The 14,250-nt window shown below is 59.2% G+C and carries 12 protein-coding genes; 8 read left to right on the top strand and 4 right to left on the bottom strand.

Features of this window, described 5'->3' with window-relative positions:
- The first annotated feature begins 43 nt into the window (after positions 1-43).
- Positions 44-1,840 carry a GumC domain-containing protein gene (locus HRR99_RS01950; protein ID WP_233122555.1) on the top strand — a complete coding sequence of 599 codons (1,797 nt, stop codon included), beginning with the start codon at positions 44-46 and terminating at the stop codon, positions 1,838-1,840.
- 81 nt (positions 1,841-1,921) lie between these two features.
- Positions 1,922-2,821, top strand: a complete 900-nt coding sequence (folD, locus tag HRR99_RS01955) for a bifunctional methylenetetrahydrofolate dehydrogenase/methenyltetrahydrofolate cyclohydrolase FolD (protein WP_233122556.1) — start codon at positions 1,922-1,924, stop codon at positions 2,819-2,821.
- 19 nt (positions 2,822-2,840) lie between these two features.
- Here folD and HRR99_RS01960 read toward each other — a convergent pair whose 3' ends face one another.
- The gene (locus tag HRR99_RS01960; protein WP_233122557.1) at positions 2,841-3,863 is read right to left on the bottom strand and encodes a substrate-binding domain-containing protein; all 1,023 of its coding nucleotides are present in this window, start codon (positions 3,861-3,863) and stop codon (positions 2,841-2,843) included.
- A 284-nt stretch (positions 3,864-4,147) separates the two neighbouring features.
- Between HRR99_RS01960 and HRR99_RS01965 the strand changes: the two genes are divergently transcribed.
- The 6 genes from HRR99_RS01965 (at position 4,148) to HRR99_RS01990 (ending at position 11,246) form a co-directional block, all read left to right on the top strand.
- Positions 4,148-5,509 carry an ABC transporter substrate-binding protein gene (locus HRR99_RS01965; protein ID WP_233122558.1) on the top strand — a complete coding sequence of 454 codons (1,362 nt, stop codon included), beginning with the start codon at positions 4,148-4,150 and terminating at the stop codon, positions 5,507-5,509.
- Between the two features lie 110 nt (positions 5,510-5,619).
- Positions 5,620-6,633 carry a carbohydrate ABC transporter permease gene (locus tag HRR99_RS01970; protein ID WP_233122559.1) on the top strand — a complete coding sequence of 338 codons (1,014 nt, stop codon included), beginning with the start codon at positions 5,620-5,622 and terminating at the stop codon, positions 6,631-6,633.
- 1 nt (position 6,634) lies between these two features.
- Positions 6,635-7,795 (top strand): carbohydrate ABC transporter permease, encoded by a 1,161-nt coding sequence (locus tag HRR99_RS01975; RefSeq protein WP_233122560.1) that lies wholly within the window; start codon positions 6,635-6,637, stop codon positions 7,793-7,795.
- A 7-nt stretch (positions 7,796-7,802) separates the two neighbouring features.
- Positions 7,803-9,479 (top strand): beta-galactosidase BglA, encoded by a 1,677-nt coding sequence (gene bglA / locus HRR99_RS01980; RefSeq protein WP_233122561.1) that lies wholly within the window; start codon positions 7,803-7,805, stop codon positions 9,477-9,479.
- Positions 9,480-9,499: 20 nt separating this feature from the next.
- Positions 9,500-10,588 carry an ABC transporter ATP-binding protein gene (locus HRR99_RS01985; protein ID WP_233122562.1) on the top strand — a complete coding sequence of 363 codons (1,089 nt, stop codon included), beginning with the start codon at positions 9,500-9,502 and terminating at the stop codon, positions 10,586-10,588.
- 301 nt (positions 10,589-10,889) lie between these two features.
- Complete coding sequence (locus HRR99_RS01990) at positions 10,890-11,246, top strand: hypothetical protein (RefSeq protein ID WP_162694688.1); 357 nt, start codon at positions 10,890-10,892, stop codon at positions 11,244-11,246.
- A 9-nt stretch (positions 11,247-11,255) separates the two neighbouring features.
- Here the strand turns inward: HRR99_RS01990 and HRR99_RS01995 are convergent, their stop codons facing one another.
- From HRR99_RS01995 to pgl, 3 genes are all read right to left on the bottom strand, one after another.
- Positions 11,256-11,621 (bottom strand): nuclear transport factor 2 family protein, encoded by a 366-nt coding sequence (locus tag HRR99_RS01995; protein ID WP_233122563.1) that lies wholly within the window; start codon positions 11,619-11,621, stop codon positions 11,256-11,258.
- 8 nt (positions 11,622-11,629) lie between these two features.
- On the bottom strand, positions 11,630-13,450 hold the full coding sequence (gene edd / locus HRR99_RS02000; protein WP_233122564.1) for a phosphogluconate dehydratase: 1,821 nt from the start codon (positions 13,448-13,450) through the stop codon (positions 11,630-11,632).
- Between the two features lie 88 nt (positions 13,451-13,538).
- Positions 13,539-14,237, bottom strand: coding sequence for a 6-phosphogluconolactonase (gene pgl / locus HRR99_RS02005; protein WP_233122565.1), 699 nt, complete (start codon positions 14,235-14,237; stop codon positions 13,539-13,541).
- Positions 14,238-14,250: the final 13 nt, after the last annotated feature.

Consider the following 14,250-nt stretch of genomic DNA (forward strand, 5'->3'; position numbering starts at 1 on the left):
GCGGAATTCCGACCTGGACACGCTGTAACCCCATGGGTTCGCAATGGTTTTTGAGAGCAAAAGACTCGGCCTGCCAAATTGGACCGTGCTTCGCAGCAAGCTGGGGCCAGCGTCCCTGCGCCACTCTCTGCTGTCTGCGGGTGTTGTCGTCTCGTTGACGGCGTCCGGTCTTTTCTTGCCGGGCATACTGCTCAACCCGGGCCTTCAGGGCTATGTCTCGGAGGCCAGTGTCAAGATTTCCAACCCGCGCGCCAACGCACCGGGCATACAGCGCCTTGCAGTTCATTTGCAGGAGACATTGCTGTCGCCGATGATGCTCGGCTTGATGGTGTCGGAGATGAAACTGCAGCCGCAGGACCTGACCGGCACTCAAGCGCCGGGCTACCTCTCGATCATCATGGACCTATTGGCGGGCGGCGGACAGGACATCACCACACTTGCCGGTGCCACCGAAACGGCATTGAAGAACGCAGTGAGGATTTCGGCTGCGCCTGCGAGCGACGAGATCGACATCGACGTCACCGCAGCCACGGCGGACGCATCACAGCGGATTGCCGACTATCTCGCCATCCGCGTCGTCAGGGAAATCGGCGCCGAGCGACACGATCCGCAGCTTCAGGCCGTCGAGACGGCGCGCGTGGCTCTCGACAGTGCCGAGGCGGCGCTGACCGGCTTCCAGATGCGGCATGGCAATGACGCCGTATCCCGCATTCAGGGCTTGCAGCAGAACATCCGCGAAGAGGAAGCGACAACCGCGACGCTTGCCGCCCGTGACCGCGAGCTTGGCGACGCCCTGTCGTCGGCGACCTCGATGAAACTTGACGATGTGTTGAGCCGCACCTTGCCTGCAATGGCGGAGTTTTCGCCGCTAGAGACCATCCGCCAGAGCTATACGACGGCAAAGCTGGCCTTGGCCGACGTCAGCGTCGATCACGGCCCGAAACATCCGCGCACCATTGCGGCCCAGACCACGCTGGACGCCGCACGCGCCACCGCCATGCCTGCCTTGCGCCGGGTGCGTGAAGCGCTGGCGCAGGAAAAAACGACGGTGAAAGCCGCACTCGATGCGCATGCCAGCGTCCGTGCCGATCTTGACAGCCAGTTGCAGGCCATGGGTGACGCGCCCGCTGATCTCGCACGGCTTGAAACGGCGCTCGAAAAGGCACGCAGCAATTACATCATCTCTAGTCAGGCCGCTGGCACCTTCTCGCCCTCGCCCCGCATCAGTGCTGCCGTTTCCGATGCAGCGCAGCCGGGCGTGGCCAACTACGACAGCTTTACCGCAACCGCCATGGCTCTGGCTGGCGGTGCCGCCGGTTTGCTGATGTCGCTTTTGATCCTCAGCTTCAAGCGCAGGCAAGACAGCGAAGAGCAGGCCGAAACCATCGTGGAGTTCGAGCCTGATGTTGTTGCCATTGCTGACGAGATCGAAGTCGAGGCGGCGCCTGTTGCAGCAATCGAGCCCGGCATCTTCGAGGATTTGGCACCTTCCAAGGGTGAAATTGAGCCCGAGCGCCCTCTCTTGGTCGAAGACGTCGCCGAGACCATGGAACACGAGCTTCCAGCTTTCGATACGGACCATGAACAGCCCGCAAACGACATGCCGCTCGACCAGCGGGTGCGGCAGGTGCTGATGCGCAACGCCGTGCCTGCGACGCCAACCGAAAGCGCCGCGCCGGTCTTCAAGCTGCCGCCGTTGCTGGCTGCGGCTCTGGCAGGCAAGGCGGAACATCCGCAGGCCGAGACGGCAGAACTGCGGGCATTGCGTCAGGAACTGGTTATCCTTCGCGAACGTCTTCATGAACTTGCGCAGGAAGAGCGCGACCGCGGTCACGCCTGATTTCATCTTTTCCCTTGCATTCCCACAGGCCTCGCAGCATTAGGGCGATAGACAGCTATCTTGTTCTAAGGAGGCAGGCATATGGCAGTGGTAATCGACGGCAAGGCGAAGGCGGCATCTGTTACGGCAACCGTTCGCGAGGCGGCGGAACGTCTGGAGCAACAGACGGGCGTCAAACCCGGACTTGCAGTTGTGATCGTCGGCAACGACCCGGCCAGCCATGCCTATGTGAACTCCAAGAGCAAGACGGCCAAGGAATGCGGCTTCAATTCCGTCCAGCACACGCTGGCGGAAGACACCACGCAGGCCGAGCTTGAAGCGCTGGTCGCCGCCTTGAATGCGGATGCGTCCATCCACGGTATTCTGGTGCAATTGCCGCTGCCGAAACATCTTGATGCCGATCCCGTCATCCAGTCCATTCTGCCTGAAAAGGACGTGGACGGGCTGAGCTTCGTCAATGCCGGGAAACTGGCGACCGGCGATATGGCAACAGGACTGATTTCCTGTACGCCTGCCGGTTCGATGCTTCTGGTTCGCAGCATTCATGGTGATGACCTTTCCGGCCTCAACGCCGTGGTCATCGGTCGTTCCAACCTGTTCGGCAAGCCGATGGGGCAATTGCTGCTCAACGCAAATGCGACCGTGACGATGGCCCATTCGCGCACCAAGAATCTGGCCGACGTTTGCCGCAATGCCGATATTCTGGTCGCCGCCGTTGGCCGTCCGCAGATGGTCAAGGCCGACTGGATCAAGCCAGGTGCGACGGTCATCGATGTCGGCATCAACCGTATTCCCGCACCTGAGAAGGGCGAGGGCAAATCGCGTCTGGTGGGAGATGTCGCCTATGATGAGGCGAGCACCGTCGCCGCAGCCATCACACCCGTTCCGGGCGGCGTTGGGCCGATGACGATTGCGATGCTGATGGCCAATACGGTCATTGCCGCACACCGCGCGCTTGGAAAACCCGCACCGACATTCTGATAAGACGGCAGAATAAGGCTCAGCCTTGTGCCGGGCCAGTCGATCCGCGCACCACGAGTTCAGCCTTCCACAACTCTTGAAGGCTGTCCTTTTTGCCGCTCTTGATCTGGCCGATCAGCCGCTCGGCAATCCGCGCGCCTGCCGCCCGCAAGGATGACCGGGTGGTGGTGAGCGGCACGGAAAAATTGACGGGTTTCAGCAGCGGCAACACGTCGTCATGGGCGATGACCGATATATCCTTGCCGGGTTTCAAGCCCCGTTGATTGAGTGCCCTGACAGCGCCCAGTGCCAGAGCCGTAGAGGCGCAGATGACCGCGGTGGGCCGATCTGTGCGCGACAGCAGCGCCTCCATCTTCACGTAACCGGCTTCGTCGCTCATGAAGCTGTGGCTGACATTGTCAGGGTTTAGAACGCCGCCATGTTCGCCAAGCGCCGCCGCCACGCCGCGCTGGCGTCGGAAGGTGAAGTCGTAACCTTCGGGGCCATTCAGCAGCGCAATGTTGCGGTGGCCGAGTTGTAAGAGAAGCGAGGTCGCATCGCGAAACGCCGTCTCGTTGTCGACGTCGAGATAGGGGTAGTCCGTTTCCACGCCCCACGAACGGCCATGCACCATGAAGGGGATCGACAGGTTCTGCATCATGGCGATGCGCGGATCGTTCTTCTTCATATAAGCGAGGTAGATGCCATCGACGCTGCCGCTTGCGGCGAGCTCCCGCAAGGCCTCTTCCTCATCCGCCGGATCGGTCGGCATGATGACGAGGTGGAAGCCGTTGCGGGCGGATGCCTCGCCAAGCCCGCTCAAAAACTCGCCGAAATGCACGTCGGACTGATGCTCCGGCCCGGTCGGCATGACCAGGCCGATGGACCCCATCTTGCCGGTTGCCAAGCGCTGGGCGGCGGCGTTGGGTCTGTAACCGGTTTTCTGTGCGGCCTCGATGATCCTGCGACGTGTCTCGGCGTTGACCTCGGGATAACCATTGAGCGCGCGGCTAATGGTGGTCTGGGAAATGCCGAGCAGCTGCGACAATTGCTTTAGGTTCATATAGCGCAGCCCTCCTTTTCAATCTCCACCCTTGGAACCTTTATTCGCCAAAGGAGTTCCCAAACCGCTTTGGAGATTAGCAATTCTTATGGATGGTCACAATTGGAAAGTGATATTTTCTACCGCACAATCATTTTATTGCGCTGCGGTAGACGGACATAAGCCGTCATAGTTGCGCAGAGGTCTTGACTCCTGTTCCATCTCAATGAGATGAATAGGCAGCCAAAGCGCTTTGAAGATTTTTTGCGGGTGATAGCCTGACAATGTGATGGGAGGAAAATCACATGAAAAAGACTTTCTGGACGACCGTGGCCATCGCCACATTTCTGTCGGGAGCGGCCTTTGCGGCGGAGCTCAAATTCAAGCCCGGCGAAGACGCCAAGTTCAACTGGAAAAGCTACGAAGACTACAAGGCTGCCAATGCCAGCCTGAAGGGCGAAACGCTGACGATCTTCGGACCATGGCGTGGTGAAGACGAGGCGCTGTTCCAGTCGGTTCTGGCTTATTTCGGCGAAGCGACCGGCGTCAACGTGCGCTACTCCTCCTCTGAGAACTACGAACAGCAGATCGTCATCGACACGCAGGCTGGCTCCCCTCCCAATGTCGCGATCTTGCCGCAGCCCGGCCTTCTGGCCGACCTCGCTGCCAAGGGTCTGCTGACGCCGCTGGGCGATGAGACGGCGAATTGGGTCAAGGAAAATTACGGCGCGGGCCAGTCCTGGGTCGATCTGGGCATGTACCCCGGCAAGGATGGGCAGAAGGCCTATTTCGCATTTCCGTTCAAAGCCGACGTGAAGTCGCTGGTCTGGTACGTGCCTGAAAACTTCGAAGAAGCAGGCTACAAGGTTCCAGAAAGCGTGGAAGACCTCGTCAAGCTTTCCGATCAGATCGTCGCCGATGGTGGCACGCCGTGGTGCATCGGTCTTGGTTCCGGTGGTGCCACGGGCTGGCCGGGCACCGACTGGGTCGAAGACTTCATGCTGCGCACCCAGCCGCTTGATGTCTACCTGAAGTGGACGACGAACGAAGTGAAGTTCAACGACCCACGCGTGGTCGCAGCCATCGAGGAATTTGGCAAATTCGCCAAGAACGACAAATATGTCTCGGGTGGCGTTGCGGCCGTTGCCTCCACCGACTTCCGCGATAGCCCCAAGGGTCTCTTCGACATTCCGCCGAAGTGCTACCTGCATCGCCAGGCATCGTTCATTCCATCCTTCTTCCCTGAGGGCACGAAGGTCGGAACGGACGTTGATTTCTTCTACATGCCGACATTTGCCTCCAAGCCAGAGCTTGGAAAGCCGGTTCTGGGTGCGGGAACGCTGTTCACCATCACCAAGGATTCCAAGGCTGCACGCGCCTTCGTCGAATTCCTGAAGACGCCGATTGCCCATGAAGTCTGGATGGCACAGTCCGGCTTCCTGACGCCCTACAAGAACGTCAACCTCGATACCTATGCCAGCGAGCAGACCAAACGTCAGGGACAAATTCTGACCGGGGCGACCAGCTTCGGCTTCGATGGTTCGGACCTGATGCCCGGCAAGATCGGTGCTGGCGCCTTCTGGACCGGCATGGTCGATTTCGTCGGCGGCAAGTCTGCGCAGCAGGTGGGCGACGACATTCAAAAGGCCTGGGACGGCCTGAAATAAGCAAATACTCCGCCCGGCAGTGGGAAGCCATTGCCGGGCCGTTCTTTGCAGGAGCCTGCATGGCAGCCATTGCGCGTCTTCAGGCACAGACGGAATAACGGGGAGGGAACATGATTACCCAGATCGTTTCGGCGCTCGGCGTGATGATCGTCGGCGTCTTCGCCTGCGCCGCCTATTACTGGCTTTCGGACAAGGCGCTGCAATTCATCTTCCCGCTGAAGGATGGCGACGTCATTCACGCCTCCCGCAACCTGAACCGGCGCGCGGCCGTTCGGCCTTGGCTCTTCGTCGGTCCGGCGCTGCTGCTGCTCACCGTCTATCTCGTCTATCCCGTCATCGCGACCTTCATCCTGTCGTTCCATGACAGAACCGGTGATAATTTCGTTGGTCTCGCAAACTACCGCTGGGCGTTTTTCGACGCGGGTTTCCGCCAGTCGATTTTCAACAACATCCTCTGGCTTGCCGTCGTGCCCGCCGCCTGCACCTTTTTTGGCCTGGTCATCGCCGTCATGACCGACCGCATCTGGTGGGGCAACATTGCCAAGTCCATCGTCTTCATGCCCATGGCCATTTCCTTCGTCGGCGCCTCGGTCATCTGGAAGTTCATCTATGAATATCGGGGTGAGGGGCAGGTGCAGATCGGCCTTCTGAACGCCATCGTTGAGTTCTTTGGCGGTAACCCGGAGGTGTGGATTTCCATACCCTTCTGGAACAACTTCTTTCTCATGGTCATCCTCATCTGGATCCAGACCGGCTTTGCCATGGTCATCCTGTCGGCGGCCCTGCGCGGCATTCCCGAGGAAACCGTCGAGGCGGCTGTCATCGATGGTGCCAATGGCTGGCAAATCTTCTGGAAAATCCTCGTGCCGCAGATTTGGGGCACCATCGCCGTGGTCTGGACGACCATCACCATTCTCGTTCTCAAGGTCTTCGATATCGTTCTGACCATGACCAACGGCCAGTGGAACACCATGGTTCTCGCCAACCTCATGTTCGACTGGATGTTCCGTGGTGGCGGCGATAGCGGACGCAGCGCCGTCATTGCACTCGTCATCATGGCAGCGGTCACGCCGATCATGATCTGGAACATCCGTCAGGCCAACAGCGAAATGGAGGGCCGCTGATATGAGCATCGCAACCCGCATTCGCCGCGTCGGCCTGCCACGCCTCATCGTCCACATCAGCGTTCTCTTTGTCGTGCTGCTCTGGCTTCTGCCGACACTCGGCATTCTCGTGAGCTCTCTGCGTGACAAGGACCAGCTCGTGGTTTCCGGCTGGTGGACGGCATTTTCCAGCTCCAGCCAAACGCAGGCGTCACGTCTTGCCGACCCGGCAACGCAACGCCAAGAAGGCGATCGTTTCGTCATCGCTGGCAACGTCTTCGAGAATGGCGCCGGTGGCAAGATTTCCGCCTTCGGAGTGCGCGTGCATGAACCGGCTGCTTTCGAGGCTGGCACAACGGCTGATCTGGGCGATGGCGAAAGCCTCGTCATCAACGAAGACGGCACCTATCAATATAGCAAGAATGCGAGCTTCGAAGGCTCTCGTGCCAAGCGCGTCTATCTTGCCGTGGCCACGCCGCCGATCTTCACACTCGACAACTATCGCACGGTGCTCACCTCTGAGGGGATTGGCCAGTCCTTCGTTAACTCGCTAACTGTTGCCATTCCGGCCACCGTCATCCCGATTCTCATCGCGGCCTTTGCGGCCTACGCGCTGTCATGGATGAAGTTTACCGGTCGCTCGTTGATGATTGCCATGGTCGTCGGCCTCATCGTCGTGCCCTTGCAAATGTCGCTCATTCCGCTCTTGCAGCTCTATAACTGGATCGGCAACGTGTTCGGCGTGCCATCCAAGACCTATGCAGGCATATGGTTGGCGCACACCGCTTTCGGCCTGCCGCTCGCCATCTACCTGCTGCGCAACTACATCGCCGGTTTGCCGAAAGAGATCATCGAAAGCGCGCGTGTCGATGGCGCCAGCGATTTCGAAATCTTCGTCAAGATCATCCTGCCGCTGTCGTTCCCGGCGCTAGCATCCTTTTCGATCTTCCAGTTCCTATGGACATGGAACGACCTTCTGGTCGCCATGGTGTTCCTCGGCACACAGAAGGACGAACTGGTGCTGACGGGTGCCCTGAATGCGCTGCTCGGTTCGCGCGGCGGCAACTGGGAAATCCTCACAGCATCGGCCTTCGTCACCATCATCGTGCCGCTCTGCGTTTTCTTCGCTCTCCAACGTTACCTTGTGCGCGGCCTGCTGACAGGCTCGGTCAAGGGAGGCTGATACATCCATGAATGCCCATACCACACAGGATACTGCAATGACGTCTTCTGCTCTCGTGCGCGATAAGGATTGGTGGCGCGGCGCCGTGATCTACCAGATCTACCCGCGCTCCTATCAGGATTCCAATGGCGATGGCATTGGTGACCTCAAGGGCATCACCTCGCGCCTGGAACACATCGCAAAGCTCGGCGCGGACGCGATCTGGATTTCGCCCTTCTTCACCTCGCCCATGAAGGATTTCGGCTACGACGTCTCCAACTACGTCGATGTCGACCCCATGTTCGGCACACTGGCGGATTTCGATGGCCTGATCGCCGAAGCCCACCGCCTCGGTGTTCGGGTGATGATCGACCTCGTCCTGTCGCACACGTCAGATCAGCATCCATGGTTCGTGCAAAGCCGCTCCAGCCGCCAGAACCCCAAGGCGGACTGGTATGTGTGGAGCGATGGCAAGCCGGATGGTACGCCGCCCAACAATTGGCTGTCCATCTTCGGCGGTTCCGGCTGGCAGTGGGACCCGACGCGCATGCAATATTACATGCACAACTTCCTCACTTCGCAGCCCGACCTCAATCTGCACAATGAAGAGGTGCAGCAGGAACTGCTGAACATCACCCGCTTCTGGCTGGAGCGCGGCGTCGATGGCTTCCGTCTGGATACCATCAACTTCTATTTCCACGACAAGGAGTTGCGCAACAACCCGGCGCTGGCACCGGAGCGCCGTAATGCGTCTACCGCACCTGCCGTGAACCCCTATAATTTTCAGGAACACATCTACGACAAGAACCGCCCTGAGAATATCGCCTTCCTCAAGCGTTTCCGCGCCGTGCTGGATGAGTTCCCGGATATCGCAGCCGTTGGCGAAGTCGGCGACAGCCAGCGCGGTCTCGAAATCGTTGGCGAATACACCTCCGGCGATGACAAGATGCAGATGTGCTATGCCTTCGAATTTCTGGCCCCAGACGCGCTGACACCGCAACGCGTGGCCGATGTGCAGGCGGAATTTGCCCAAGCTGCACCCGAGGGATGGGCCTGCTGGGCGTTCTCCAACCATGACGTCGTGCGTCATATCAGCCGTTGGGGCGATGTGGTGGAAGACAAGGACGCTTTCGCCAAGGTTTTGGCGGCACTGCTGATGACACAGCGCGGCTCTGTCTGCATCTATGAAGGCGAAGAGCTTGGCCTGACCGAAGCCGATATCGCCTTTGAAGATTTGCAGGACCCCTACGGCATTCAGTTCTGGCCGGAATTCAAGGGCCGTGATGGTTGCCGCACACCGATGGTCTGGGATGCGGGCCATGCGCTGGCAGGCTTCTCGACCGCCGAAAAGGGCTGGCTTCCCATTCCGCCGGAGCATAAAAAGCGTGCCGTCAGCGCCCAACAGGGCGACGAGACATCGGTGCTGGAGCATTATCGCCGCTTCCTGACGTTCCGCAAACTGCATCCGGCCTTTGCCAAGGGCAAGATCGAGTTCCAGCCGGTGGTCGGCACGGTGTCGAGCTATACGCGCACGCTCGGCAACGAGACGGTGCTGTGCCTCTTCAACCTCTCGGCAGAACCTTCGGTGGCGACACTGCCGGATGGTGACTGGCAGGTTCTGGACGGTCACGGCTTTACCGCAGAGCAGAGCGGCAACGAGGTTACATTACCGGCATGGGGCGCTTTCTTCGCCCGCCACGCCTGAAGATTGAGGGAGGACACCGCATGACTGGCGTTATTCTGAAGGATATCCGCAAATCCTACGGGCAGGTCAAAGTCCTGCACGGTATCGATCTCGACATCAAACAGGGCGAGTTCATCGTCTTTGTCGGCCCGTCCGGCTGCGGCAAATCCACGCTGCTGCGCATGATTGCCGGGCTGGAAGAGATCACCGGCGGCGAGATGTATATCGATGGCCAGCTGGTCAACGAAATCCCGCCCTCGCGGCGCGGCATCGCCATGGTGTTCCAGTCCTATGCGCTCTATCCGCATATGACCGTCTACGACAACATGGCCTTCGGCATGAAGATCGCCAAGGAAAACAAACAGGAGATCGACCGCCGCGTGCGTGCCGCCGCCGATATCCTGCAACTGACGCAATATCTGGAGCGTCTGCCGAAAGCGCTGTCCGGCGGTCAGCGCCAGCGTGTTGCCATCGGTCGCGCCATCTGCCGCAATCCGAAGGTCTTCCTGTTCGATGAACCCCTGTCAAACCTCGATGCTGCCCTGCGTGTTGCAACGCGCATCGAGATCGCCAAGCTGTCCGAACAGATGGCCGATACCACGATGATCTACGTCACCCACGATCAGGTCGAGGCCATGACGCTGGCCGACCGCATCGTCGTGCTGAACGGCGGTCGGGTCGAGCAGGTCGGTGCACCGCTCGATCTTTACGAAAACCCCGCCAATCTGTTCGTGGCGAAGTTCATCGGCTCTCCGGCCATGAACATCATCTCTGGCAAAGTGACGACCACGGGTGCGCAGACGGCGCTCGCGCTTGCCTATGGCAAATCGCTCATCGTCCCGATTGCGACGGCTGCCGGCGAAGAAGGCAAGGCCGCAGCCTTTGGCGTGAGGCCCGAAGACCTGTCGATTTCGACGGGTGACGACTATCTGTTCGAGGGCAAGGTTTCCATCGTGGAGGCACTCGGCGAAGTGACGCTTTTGTACCTCGAGGCACCTGCCGGACAGGAGCCGATCATCGTCAAGATACCCGGCATCGCGCAGGCCAAAAAAGGTCAGACTTTGCGCTTCTCCGCACCCGCTGAAAAGCTGCATCTCTTTGATGCGAACGGGCAGACATATCGCCGCTAAAAACGCTTGCGGAACGGCTTGTTAACGATAAAGATGAGCCGTTCCAAATTGCTATTATCCATAACATTTGTACAAAATTGAATTTTATCAACAGGTTAAGCCGCGTGACGTTGCGTAGGCGGTGATGAAGTTGAATTATCCACAGCAAGATTTCGTATGTGTTTCATATCGAAACGGCAACAGGAATTCTTAAGGAGTTCTGGCTAGTCTTTATCCGTGAAAAATAACAAAAAGGATGATGGCAGTGAACGCCCGGGCGGACATCGGTAAACCCACCTATCTCAGCAAGGAAGAATCTTTCATGTACGACCGGGAAGGTCGTTTCAAAATGGAAGATACGATGAATGCCGCGCGGATCGAATATACCGAAAAGGCCGTGATGAACATGGCGTCGCGCCGCTGTGACGTCATCAAGATTTCGTATTCGGAAGCGATCCTTGCGCTGATGACGCAGTACAATCTGCCGAAGCAATTCTATCTGGATATTCCAGACGCCCGCATCACCAAGATTGGTTGCGTGTTGTTGAAGGTCAATCCCAACAACACGATCCACGTTCGCTTCCTGCACCTTTTGAGCAAGAAGGACATGGACCGCATTTTCGTGTTCAGCACACACCCGGCGCACCGCGACCGCAAGCTCGATATCCGGGCCTGGTAGTCCTTAAGCTCAGCCGTGAAGCCTGGGCGTGCTGATTTTGAACCACGCCTTGGCAATCTTGCCGTCCGCGATCTCGTAGATGCAGATGACGTCCAACTCGCCGGGGCCGTCCGCAAACGTACGTATGACCGTTTCATGGTCGACCACGGTGTTGCCCATCACGATGCGATGCAGCAGCTTGCCGTGCAGGTTTGGCTCTTTGAAGCGCTCGACGTGTCTCTCGCGAATCTCCTCGGCGCTGCTGGCGACGAGTTGATCGGGAAAAACGTAATACTCGCAATCGTCAGCCCACCACGGCATGAACGCGTCGATGTCGCAGGCGTTATAGGCCTCCAGCTGCATCTGCACCGGGTGGGCTGCGTCGTCTGGCCCCATGCTGTCGCTCAATGCGAAAACACGCTCGCGCCGTGATCTGCGGCACCGACGCTGCGGCGGAAGGGGGCGAAAAGTTCGCGGCCCATGCCCCATTCGTTGCCGGAAAGATCTGCCGTGGCAGGTTCGCGCTTGGACAGTTCGGCAGCCGAAACCAGAATTTCCAACGTGCCGGAAATGGCGTCAAGACGGACGATATCGCCATCGCGGATGAGCGAGATCGGGCCGCAATCCACCGCTTCAGGCGTGACGTGGATGGCGGCTGGGACCTTGCCGGATGCACCGGACATACGACCATCGGTGACCAGCGCCACGTTGAAGCCACGATCCTGCAACACGCCAAGCGGTGGCGTCAGCTGGTGCAATTCGGGCATGCCATTGGCCTTCGGGCCTTGGAAACGAACGACAGCAACGAAGTCCCGGTTCAGCTTGCCTTCCTTGAAGGCGGCCTGGAGGCTGTCCTGATCGTGGAAGATGATGGCCGGGGCCTCGATGATATGGCGCTCTGGCTTGACCGCAGAAATCTTGATGACGGCCTTGCCGAGATTGCCGCTCAGCATCTTTACGCCACCGGTTGGCTGGAACGGCGTTTCAATGCCAGCGAGAACCTTCGGGTCATGGCTGACTTCCGGCGCGGCGGTGCGGGCTATCGCACCGTCTTCATCCAGTGTCGGCTCGATAGTGTAGGCTTCAAGCCCATGGCCGAACACGGTGCGCACGTCATCATGCACGAGACCCTGCTTCAAAAGCTGCTTGATGAGGAAGCCCATGCCGCCTGCTGCGTGAAAGTGGTTCACATCCGCCATACCGTTCGGATAGACACGGGCCAGAAGCGGCACAACGTCTGACAGATCGGAGATGTCCTGCCATGTCAGCACGATGCCAGCGGCTCGCGCCATGGCGATGAGGTGCATCGTGTGATTGGTGGAGCCACCCGTAGCGTGCAGACCAACGACGCCGTTGACCACGGAGCGCTCGTCGATCATCTCGCCCGCGGGCGTAAACTCGTTGCCCTGCGCGGTAATCGCCAACGCCCGCTTGGTGGCCTCACGCGTCATCGCATCGCGCAATGGCGTGTTGGGGTTGATGAAGGAGGAGCCGGGCATGTGAAAGCCCATGATTTCCATCAGCATCTGGTTGGAATTGGCGGTGCCGTAGAAGGTGCAGGTGCCGGGGCCGTGGTAGGATTTGGATTCGGCTTCCAGCAGTTCGGCGCGCCCAACCTTGCCTTCGGCATAGAGCTGGCGAATGCGCGACTTCTCGTCATTCGGCAAGCCCGACGTCATCGGCCCCGCCGGAATGAAGATCGAGGGCAGATGACCGAAGGACAGCGCCGCGATCACCAGACCCGGTACAATCTTGTCGCAGACGCCGAGGAACAGTGCAGCATCGAACATATTGTGCGACAGGCCGATGCCCGCTGCCATGGCGATTGCATCGCGTGAAAACAGCGACAGCTCCATGCCCGGCTGTCCTTGCGTCACGCCATCACACATGGCGGGAACCGCACCTGCCACCTGTGCAATGCCGCCAGCTTCCTTGGCGGCCTCACGGATCAGGTTCGGGTAAACCTCAAAGGGCTGATGCGCCGAGAGCATGTCGTTATAGGACGTGATGATGCCGAGATTTCCGACCCGGTCGCCGGCAAGGATGTCCTTGTCGGCGGGGGAACAGACCGCAAAGCCGTGCGCCAGATTGGCGCAGGAAAGAACTGAGCGATGCACACCCTTAGTCACCTGAAGCCGAAGCCTTTCGAGATAAATCTCGCGGTAAGGTTTCGAGCGCTCGACGATACGGGCCGTGATAGCCTGAATGCGCGGGTCGGCAGCCATGGGCGTTCATCCTGTCCTTCTGTAGATCATCGGCCAGACGCTTGGGAAAGCCGGGCCAATGATCATGTTGCTGTTTAAAGCCCGGGCCTTAGGGCGCCCAGTAGATATTCACCGGCGATTCCGCGCGGTTGAGGACGGCCCGGATGGGCATCTCTTCCTCGTCCAGATCGGACTTCGCCTGATCGAGCGTCTCTTTCTTGGCCGCACCTTCGATATGCAGCACCAGAAAACGGGCATCGTGGAGGGCGGAAAGATTGAAGGTCAAGCGATCTTCACCCGCAGTTTCAGCCGTCATCGGCAGCACGGCGCGGTCCTCATCCAGATCGAGTGCCTCTTCGAGATTGTCGCCGCCGGGGAAGAACGAGGCAGTATGGCCATCCGTGCCCATGCCCAAAATGACGACATCGAAGGGATCGCAGATCGCTTCCGTCTTGACGGTTGCCAGCGTTGCGGCATCTTCCGTGGTGGCGAAGAACTGGTAGAGCGGCACGAAATATGCGTAGGTCGCGGCGTTCTGCAACAGATTGTCGGCCACCAGCTTGTGGTTGGAACGATCGCTTTCCGGCGGCACGAAACGTTCGTCCACCAGCGTCACGCTGATGTTCTTCCAGTCTAGCTCGTGTTTCGAAAGCTCCTGAAAGAAGCGCTTCGGTGTCGAGCCGCCAGAGACGGCGATGCTTGCCGTGCCGCGCTCGGAAACCGCGTCTTCAAGACGCTTGGCGACGTCCTTTGCCAGTGTTTCTGCCAGTTCCTGGCCGTTTGCGAAGATATGCTCCTGCCCAATCATCTGCATATCCCCC

The organism is Agrobacterium vaccinii, assembly GCF_021310995.1.
Taxonomy (GTDB): domain Bacteria; phylum Pseudomonadota; class Alphaproteobacteria; order Rhizobiales; family Rhizobiaceae; genus Agrobacterium; species Agrobacterium vaccinii.

Coding starts and splice junctions, on each gene's coding strand:
- HRR99_RS01950 (WP_233122555.1), top strand. CDS start 44: ATGGTTTTTGAGAGCAAAAGACTCGGCCTGCCAAATTGGACCGTGCTT.
- folD (WP_233122556.1), top strand. CDS start 1,922: ATGGCAGTGGTAATCGACGGCAAGGCGAAGGCGGCATCTGTTACGGCA.
- HRR99_RS01960 (WP_233122557.1), bottom strand. CDS start 3,863: ATGAACCTAAAGCAATTGTCGCAGCTGCTCGGCATTTCCCAGACCACC.
- HRR99_RS01965 (WP_233122558.1), top strand. CDS start 4,148: ATGAAAAAGACTTTCTGGACGACCGTGGCCATCGCCACATTTCTGTCG.
- HRR99_RS01970 (WP_233122559.1), top strand. CDS start 5,620: ATGATTACCCAGATCGTTTCGGCGCTCGGCGTGATGATCGTCGGCGTC.
- HRR99_RS01975 (WP_233122560.1), top strand. CDS start 6,635: ATGAGCATCGCAACCCGCATTCGCCGCGTCGGCCTGCCACGCCTCATC.
- bglA (WP_233122561.1), top strand. CDS start 7,803: ATGAATGCCCATACCACACAGGATACTGCAATGACGTCTTCTGCTCTC.
- HRR99_RS01985 (WP_233122562.1), top strand. CDS start 9,500: ATGACTGGCGTTATTCTGAAGGATATCCGCAAATCCTACGGGCAGGTC.
- HRR99_RS01990 (WP_162694688.1), top strand. CDS start 10,890: ATGTACGACCGGGAAGGTCGTTTCAAAATGGAAGATACGATGAATGCC.
- HRR99_RS01995 (WP_233122563.1), bottom strand. CDS start 11,621: ATGGGGCCAGACGACGCAGCCCACCCGGTGCAGATGCAGCTGGAGGCC.
- edd (WP_233122564.1), bottom strand. CDS start 13,450: ATGGCTGCCGACCCGCGCATTCAGGCTATCACGGCCCGTATCGTCGAG.
- pgl (WP_233122565.1), bottom strand. CDS start 14,237: ATGATTGGGCAGGAGCATATCTTCGCAAACGGCCAGGAACTGGCAGAA.